A 7,233-nucleotide genomic window follows, 5' to 3' on the forward strand; every position below is an offset into this window, starting at 1 on the left:
AATCAGGGACAGTACCACGAATAAAAAGGTTCCTTTGCCGCTCTGCTCAAATCATAAAAACAGGCGCGACAAGATACTGCCATGCACATTGCGACCGGCTCAAAGGCGCTTGACGCGCTGCTTGGTGGAGGTATCAGGACCGGCATGCTCACAGACGTGTACGGGCCCAGCGGCTCGGGCAAGTCTCAATTATGTTTCACGCTGTGTGCCAACTGTGCCCACGCTGGAAACAGCATTTGTTTCATAGACACCACCGGTACGTTCCGGCCAGAGAGGATATCAGAGATTGCCGGAACAAAGGATGTACTTGATGACATCACGGTCGTCAGGGCACTCAACACCGAAGACCAAGTCGCCGCGCTCGACAAGGCCATCAACGCGGACGCGGCGCTAGTTGTCGTCGACTCGCTGACGTCGCTTTTTTCCGCCGAGTATCTGGGCCCGTCAAGGCACCTTGCGGTCATGAGCCACATGCACGCGCTTGCGCTCCTTGCCATAAACGCGCCCTGCGCGGTGGTCGCGACAAACATGGTAAGGGCGGTGCCGCAGGAAAACGACAAGGGCATGGAGCGCGAGTACCTGTCCGGCACAGTCTCGATACACGCGCATGTCAGGGTGAAATTCGAGATAGAAAACGCCACGAAATCATCCTACAAGGCAACGCTTGTACAGCCGCCTGGAGGCTCGGCCCGGTTTTCCATAGCCAAAAACGGCATTTCTGATGCAGACTAAGCGTTTTATATTGCATGATGCATGAAGGATTTGTTGGAGACTCCCCGACAGGAAGAGCTGCTAAAGCCTTCCAGACTTCCGCTGTCAATAATCCTGCCCACATATAACGAGTCACAAAACATTGTCAAAGTGATAGACTCGATAGCTTATGCCATTCCCGAAGGCACGCAGGCAGAGATAGTCGTAGTTGACGACAACTCGCCTGACGGCACCGGCAACGTGGTAGCCAAGTATGCGGGCCAGCTCGGCCAGGAGCTGAAAAAGCGCCTGCATGTACAAGTCATAAACAGGCCGGGCAAGTTGGGCCTCAGCTCGGCGATTCTGGCTGGAGTAAATTCCGCCTCGGGCGAAGTGGTAGTGGTCATGGACAGCGACATGTCTCACCCACCGCAGATGATACCCATGATGCTTGAGGAGATAAACCACTCAAAGTGCGACATCGTGGTCGCGTCGCGCTATATCAAGGGCGGCGGCGTGTCCGGGTGGCCGTTCAGGCGCAAGCTGATAAGCAGGGGGGCGACCAAGATCGCGCAGTACAGCCTCGGAATACACATCAAGGATCCGATGTCCGGCTTTTTCGCGTTCAGGCGCCAAGTAATAAACGGCATCGACTTTGACGCCATCGGCTTCAAGATGCTTCTGGAGATGCTTGTCAAGATAAGAGGTGCAAAGATAAAAGAGATACCATACACGTTCACAAACCGCAGGCTTGGCTCGAGCAAGCTCGACACGTCGACCATGATAGACTACGTCAGGGCCGTGTGGCGGCTGTACCGCTACGGCAGGGCGGCTCCCGAAGAAAGGCGCAGGTCGGTGCGCTTTCTCTCAAAGGCAGGCAGATTCTACACCGTCGGCGCCAGCGGCCTGCTGATCAACTACCTCGCCTCTTTTGTACTCACCGCGCTTTTGCCGGGCATCTGGTACCTGCACGCGACGGTGGCAGGCATCATGCTCTCGATAACCTCTAACTTTTTCCTCAACAAGATGTGGACATTTGAGGACCGCGTTCTGTTAGCCAAGAGGACCTTTGTGCAGTACGGCATGTTTGCGGGGTTCTCGGTATTTGGCGCGCTTGTGCAGCTCACAATGGTCTACTACCTCGTGGAAAGCCAGAAGCTGAGCTACCCACTTGCGCTGGTCTTGGCAGTGGCTATTGCCTCAATAAGCAACTTTCTTTTGAACAAGAAGTGGACGTTCAAGGAAAAGATCTGGGGCTAAGTCGACAGCCGAATTTGGTATGCAATAATTATACTAAATATCGTCATGTTTTGTTATAATTCATAAAATGTAGCCAATAGTAATATAGTTTTGCAATTTCATGATAATAAGACTTAAATTATTAGGATCTAATAGAAAATACAACCGGAAGAACGACGATAAATAGGTAGGGACCCCCCAACATCTCTAGGGCGGATTTATCGGCCTTTCCGATAGGGGGATGGCCCTATCTAACTTAATTTGTTAACCTGACCTTCTCTTTCTGGGTTCTATCAGTCCCATCAGTTGGTAGCCGTATTCCAGGTTGTGCTTGACGTGGTTGATGCCGTGCGTTCCATGGGGCACGAACTTGCCGTCGAGCATGTTTTCGATGTATATCTTGGCCTTGCGGATAGAGTTGACGGCGTGCTGCAGCTGGTTGTCGGTGAGCTTGCGCCCTAGGTCCTTCTCGACTTCCTTTTTCAGGGTCTCTGGCTTGGACAGCTTGCTGTACTTTTGCAGTCGCTTGTAGTTGACAGAAAGGTTGGTTATCTTTTTGACGTCGGCCGGCTGAAGGCTTGCAAGCGACACTTCAAGGTCCTTTGTCCGCCTGCCAGTTATGTGTGACAGGTTCTCGACCAAGTCCTCGCTAAAGGTCACAGGCGCTGCCGGCTGCCCCGTGCGGTGCTTTATCTCCTGCGCCGGCCTTGCGATATAGCTGGAAGTTGGGTCTTCTGATGGCGCAGTCGCCTTGCGCTCCTGATAGTAGCGTTCGATGCCATATACACCCACCGCCGCGCCGCGAGTGTCCACTCCCTTGTCGAGTATGGATATGATGTCGACTATGATCCTCGGGAAATTGAGCTTGAGTTTCTCGTCTGAACGCGGGTAGTTCTCCATGACGTCCATGTAGATGTGGAATGTTGCGTCATTGACTGCTTTTGCTCCTGCCCTCTTGGAGTCCATGCCTTTTGCGGCAACTGTGAGAAAGTCGCACAAGTCGGACTGCGAGAACATGTAGCCTGTGGCAGTGCATGCGTCGGCCACGGCCTTGATTGCGGTCAGCCACTTGCCGTAGGCGTTGACCGTTGCCAGCGACACGTTGCCCAGAAACTCTACTGCCTTTTTGCGCGTCTGTGCATCCTCTATCCTGAACATGTCAAGCGATGACGAAATAACGTTGCCAAGCGAGGCAGACTGGTTGTCCGCCTCAGGCCTTAAGGTAACAGGTCGCCTGTTGGAAGCCATGCATGCCCTATCTCTATCACACGCCTTAAAGCTTTCGCACTCTCTCATGCATCCATCGACACGAGCCGAGCAGTCAAACTTTTTTACAACAGGGCGCTCAAGTGAGCAGAGATGGACACCCTTGAAACGATATTTTCCATGCAAGAAGAGCTAGCCGGCATGATGGACCTGTCGCGCTATCCTGCTGACGCGGAGGGCAGGGTATCCGCGCTTTCAACTGCAATAATACACGAAACAGTTGAGCTCCAGCGCCTGACAAATTGGAAGTGGTGGAAAAAGCCAACTGGCTTTGATAGTGCTTCCGCAAAGGAAGAGTTGATAGACATCTGGCACTTTGTCGTGCAGGCATCTATTGAACTTGGCATGACGCCGTCGGACATCCTAGACGAATACAAGAAAAAGAACGAGGTAAACCGCGACAGGCAGATCTCAGGGTACTAGAGCCACTATCTTTTCAAGGTCCGTGATCCCCACCAAGTTGTCTATTGCCACATGCTTCCGAAAAGATGCTATCTGCCCTATTGGCGATTCAAGTGTCGGGTACGGCCCCCGAGCGCCGATTATCGTGTTGCTTTTGTCGACGCCGTTTTTATGCAGTGCAAGCAGCGCCTGGCCTGCAAAATGCCCCTTGACTTCCCTGCCGCACAGCACTATTCGCCTAAGGTCTGGGTGTTCTACCGCATAGCGAATCATGCCGTCTATGCCCTTATTCTCTGAGAGGAGCCTGCCGGCCAAGGCCACCCGGTCCATAAGCCGGGAACAGGATATTTCCTCAAGCAGGTCGATGCTGCCAAGCGTGCATATCGCGACCTCCCTTCCCTTGCCGGCATAAAGCTCGTGCTTTACAGGTATAAGCACCTCACAGATCTTGCCGGCCGCGTCGTCGAATTTCTTTTTCAACCCTGTCATTTCATTCCCCAGCTCGCCTTGCTTGTTGGGATCACCCTGACAAATGGCGCCTCGCCTTCCTTCCACGGATCGTGCCTCACCCAGGCAAATTTTTTCTCAAATATCTTGTAAAGCCGGGAAAACTCAACGCCATGTTCTATCAGCTCCGCCCTGCCTTGTATGCACACGGCCGCGTTGCCTTTTGGGTTGTAGACGTCGACTGAAAGTGCGACCCTGTTGTTAGCACTAATGTTTTCCAGCTTGCGGGTCTCAAGGTCGGTGGCAAAGTAAAAGACACCGTCCTCGAACACATATGACACGGGGACTACGTGCGGTATGTCGTCATGGCAAGTCGCGACCCGGCACGCCTCGTTCTGCCTGAGGAAATCAATTTCGCCCCGTGTGAACCTTATCAATCTTTAGCAGATGGCAATTTCTCGTATTTATAGCCGGCGGGCTCAAACGGTTTTCGACTCGCGCCAGCGGCTGTAGCGTATCATCACAATCCCCGCCGCTATCACCAAGAGCGACGAGGCAAGGTATCCGGGGTTTATTATCGACTTTAACTGCTCCGGCGCCGTAGACTCGAAATGGCAGTCGCCGTCCTGGCACTCTTTGACCACAGGAAACGCAAGCAACATCGCGACAAACGTGACCAGCATGGCGACGCCTGTGGTAGACGTTATAGCGCCGGCCTTGGCCAAGAGTTCCAGCCCGAAACGCAATTCGTAACGCGTGCGCCAAAGGGACAGATATTCTTTGCCTCAGAGTTCATCAGGGTCTAGCGTGGCAAACCTGAACGACTCGCTTCCCGTGCGCCTGAACTGGCTGTCAAAATACAAAAACGGTTTGCCCCCTTCGACATGCTTTGTCCACAGCTTGTGCACCTTGGTGACATAGGTCTCGCGCTTTTTGCCGTTCAGACGCAAAAGCTCGTGGGCGAGGACGTGCGACACCTTGGGACAGTTTTCCTGCGCAAAGTAGGAGAAGCGCTTGATCTCAGCCTCCGGCTCTTTTGGCCGCTTCCAGAATGTCATGCCAAAGTTCTCCGTCGAGTAGCCCTCCGTGTTGCAGTCAGTGAAGAACGGCTTGAAGTACGCTAGGTAAAAGTGGTATGTGTATTTGCCCCGATCCTCGTGGTCCCTGAGCAGGTAGGCAAGCGACATCCTGTCAAACAGCTTGCCGGGTATGATGGGCAATATGTCCGACTCTACCGTGAGGTCAAAGTCGAAAAATCTCTTGGCCCACCAGTGGTAGAACCGAGCCATCGACGAGACGTACTCCCAGTCCTCTGCCTGCAGGCTCTGCCATTCCTCGTTTTTGGCGACGTAGATGAAGAACAGTTTGTCAGGGAGCACTTGGCTGTCAGGGTGATAGATAGCCTTAAGAATTTTTGCTAGTGCTCGTGCAGGTGGTTTACTCAGCTGCAGTTATGCTCGCCCTCGCTCCAGATCGGCTTGACGTTGGGCGGGGGGCTCTTGCTCACGTGCTTCATCAGGTTGTAGTCAGAGTCAAAGGTCTCGCCGCAGACAGTGCATGTCGAATGGACGAAGAACCCTTTCAACGCGCGATGGTTAATTAGGAAGAGAATAAAACTTTTCTGTGGCCTGTCCTACGACCCCATCAAGTACAAGCAAACTTTTCGCGACAACTGGAACAACGTCGCGTCCAGCTACCACGCGGGATGGGCGGACGTAGGCAAGGGTCCCTTCAGGTCCACGAAGGAGCTGGTCAGGGCTGCAAATATCAAAAGGGACGACTTTGTCCTGGACCTTGCCTGCGGCACAGGCGCCGTCGCAAAAGAGGTATCTCAGTTCATCAGCCCGCCGGGCCTGCTAGTCGGCATAGACTTTGCAAAAGGCCCTCTTGCGATAGCAAGGTCTGAAATCCCGAACTGCCACTTTGTAGAGATGGACGCTGAGCACATCGGCCTGAAAGCCAAATTTGACGTCATACTTTGCCAGTACGCCCTCATGTTCTTCCCGGAACCGGAAAAGGTGCTGTCGGTTCTAAGGTCCTTGCTAAAACGCGAAGGGAGGCTGGCAGTGGCAGTGCACGGGCCTGCAGCAGGCGTGCCCTATTTTAGCACAATAATGGAGCCTGTATTGGAGCACATCCCTGACATCAGGCCGGCCGGTGCTCCAAACGTCCACAGGTTTGGTAGGGAGGAGGATCTAGAGCGCGCGATATCGGCGGCAGGTTTTTCTGAGATAGCAATCAAAAAGTTTGTCTTTGAATATGAAGCTGGATCGTTTAGCGACTACTGGTCAGACTGCATTTAGATGTTAGACATAGACTGGTATATTTTGAGCACGTCACGCCTTGACCTCTTGTAGCTCCAAGAGGTATTCTGCATACTTGGCGCTTATCTCCGCGCTATGACCGTCATTACTTATGAGCACTGGTGTGGCGTGTTTTTCCACACGCTGGCTTTGTTGTAATTTTTTCTTAATATGAGCCATTTTCGCATTAATTGAGTATCTGCGATCCTTACATTCTAGTGGCAAAGATTTTGCTATATGGTTTTTAGATACTATATCTTCAAGGTCCTTTTCTATCTGCTCCCTTGCATCCTTTGGTGGATATCTGTCGCCGGCCTCGCAAATGATAAAAGACAGCCTGACATGCTACGGTTATGCAAGCTCAAACGGTGAAGGTTTGCACGATAGATTTTGAAGAAACTTGCCCGTACTGCCGGCGCGCTTTTCCGGGCGTCGTTGACCTCGTGGCCGACATAGAGGACCTCGATAAGTTGATTCGGAAGCTGCAGAGTAAGCGGCGGGAGCTTGCCGGCGGTCATCTATAGATGGATATCTGTCGCCGGCCTCATCGTCGTCCTTTTCCTCAAAGTCCGCATACCTGGCCCTTTTACGACGGTTTGAAAAGAACATCGGTCAGGACCCGCCCTTTGAACGGTAAAAGCGCCTCTCCGGGAAATCCTCATGATTCAGGCGTCGACCGTTTAGCCTAAATTCCCAAAGCGCCCAAGCTGCCAATTTAGATCCGCGCGTGCTCATCAACTTTTAGCTGCTCCTGCGCCGGGCCCGAGTCCGGTATGAGAAGGCTCCGAAGATACCGGGAGTTTTCCTGGAGTATCCTCTTTTCAACGCTCTTCTTAGTGTTGAGATCGGGAGCATGCGACAAATGTTTTTGAAATGTTGCAAGTGC

10 protein-coding genes are annotated in these 7,233 nt (G+C 52.7%); 4 read left to right on the top strand and 6 right to left on the bottom strand.

Annotated elements, in window-relative coordinates:
* Window positions 1-81: 81 nt before the first annotated feature.
* Together VGA14_RS02980 and VGA14_RS02985 are read left to right on the top strand one after the other, a co-directional pair.
* Complete coding sequence (locus VGA14_RS02980) at window positions 82-732, top strand: hypothetical protein (protein WP_331002258.1); 651 nt, start codon at window positions 82-84, stop codon at window positions 730-732.
* A gap of 33 nt (window positions 733-765) precedes the next feature.
* Window positions 766-1,950, top strand: coding sequence for a glycosyltransferase family 2 protein (locus tag VGA14_RS02985; RefSeq protein WP_331002259.1), 1,185 nt, complete (start codon window positions 766-768; stop codon window positions 1,948-1,950).
* Between the two features lie 243 nt (window positions 1,951-2,193).
* Here VGA14_RS02985 and VGA14_RS02990 read toward each other — a convergent pair whose 3' ends face one another.
* Window positions 2,194-3,177 carry a hypothetical protein gene (locus VGA14_RS02990; RefSeq protein WP_331002260.1) on the bottom strand — a complete coding sequence of 328 codons (984 nt, stop codon included), beginning with the start codon at window positions 3,175-3,177 and terminating at the stop codon, window positions 2,194-2,196.
* Between the two features lie 111 nt (window positions 3,178-3,288).
* On the opposite strand from VGA14_RS02990, the gene VGA14_RS02995 reads away from it, so the two are divergent.
* Window positions 3,289-3,618: a dUTPase gene (locus tag VGA14_RS02995; RefSeq protein ID WP_331002261.1), complete on the top strand. Its 330-nt coding sequence runs from the start codon at window positions 3,289-3,291 to the stop codon at window positions 3,616-3,618.
* On the opposite strand, the gene VGA14_RS03000 is transcribed toward VGA14_RS02995, so the two are convergent.
* The 5 genes from VGA14_RS03000 to VGA14_RS03020 form a co-directional block, all read right to left on the bottom strand.
* Window positions 3,607-4,086 carry a hypothetical protein gene (locus tag VGA14_RS03000; protein WP_331002262.1) on the bottom strand — a complete coding sequence of 160 codons (480 nt, stop codon included), beginning with the start codon at window positions 4,084-4,086 and terminating at the stop codon, window positions 3,607-3,609. The two genes, VGA14_RS02995 and VGA14_RS03000, sit on opposite strands and share 12 nt — an antisense overlap.
* On the bottom strand, window positions 4,083-4,481 hold the full coding sequence (locus tag VGA14_RS03005) for a pyridoxamine 5'-phosphate oxidase family protein (RefSeq protein ID WP_331002263.1): 399 nt from the start codon (window positions 4,479-4,481) through the stop codon (window positions 4,083-4,085). The genes VGA14_RS03000 and VGA14_RS03005 overlap by 4 nt, the downstream gene beginning before the upstream one ends.
* 42 nt (window positions 4,482-4,523) lie before the next feature.
* Window positions 4,524-4,790, bottom strand: coding sequence for a hypothetical protein (locus tag VGA14_RS03010; RefSeq protein WP_331002264.1), 267 nt, complete (start codon window positions 4,788-4,790; stop codon window positions 4,524-4,526).
* Window positions 4,791-4,829: 39 nt separating this feature from the next.
* Window positions 4,830-5,423, bottom strand: a complete 594-nt coding sequence (locus VGA14_RS03015; protein ID WP_331002265.1) for a hypothetical protein — start codon at window positions 5,421-5,423, stop codon at window positions 4,830-4,832.
* Window positions 5,424-5,485: 62 nt separating this feature from the next.
* Complete coding sequence (locus tag VGA14_RS03020; RefSeq protein ID WP_331002266.1) at window positions 5,486-5,629, bottom strand: hypothetical protein; 144 nt, start codon at window positions 5,627-5,629, stop codon at window positions 5,486-5,488.
* Here VGA14_RS03020 and VGA14_RS03025 point away from each other — a divergent pair.
* Window positions 5,598-6,347, top strand: coding sequence for a class I SAM-dependent methyltransferase (locus tag VGA14_RS03025; RefSeq protein WP_331002267.1), 750 nt, complete (start codon window positions 5,598-5,600; stop codon window positions 6,345-6,347). The genes VGA14_RS03020 and VGA14_RS03025 overlap by 32 nt on opposite strands.
* Window positions 6,348-7,233 lie beyond the last annotated feature (886 nt).

Origin of the sequence: Nitrososphaera sp., from assembly GCF_036397675.1 — an archaeon.
Classification (GTDB): domain Archaea; phylum Thermoproteota; class Nitrososphaeria; order Nitrososphaerales; family Nitrososphaeraceae; genus Nitrososphaera.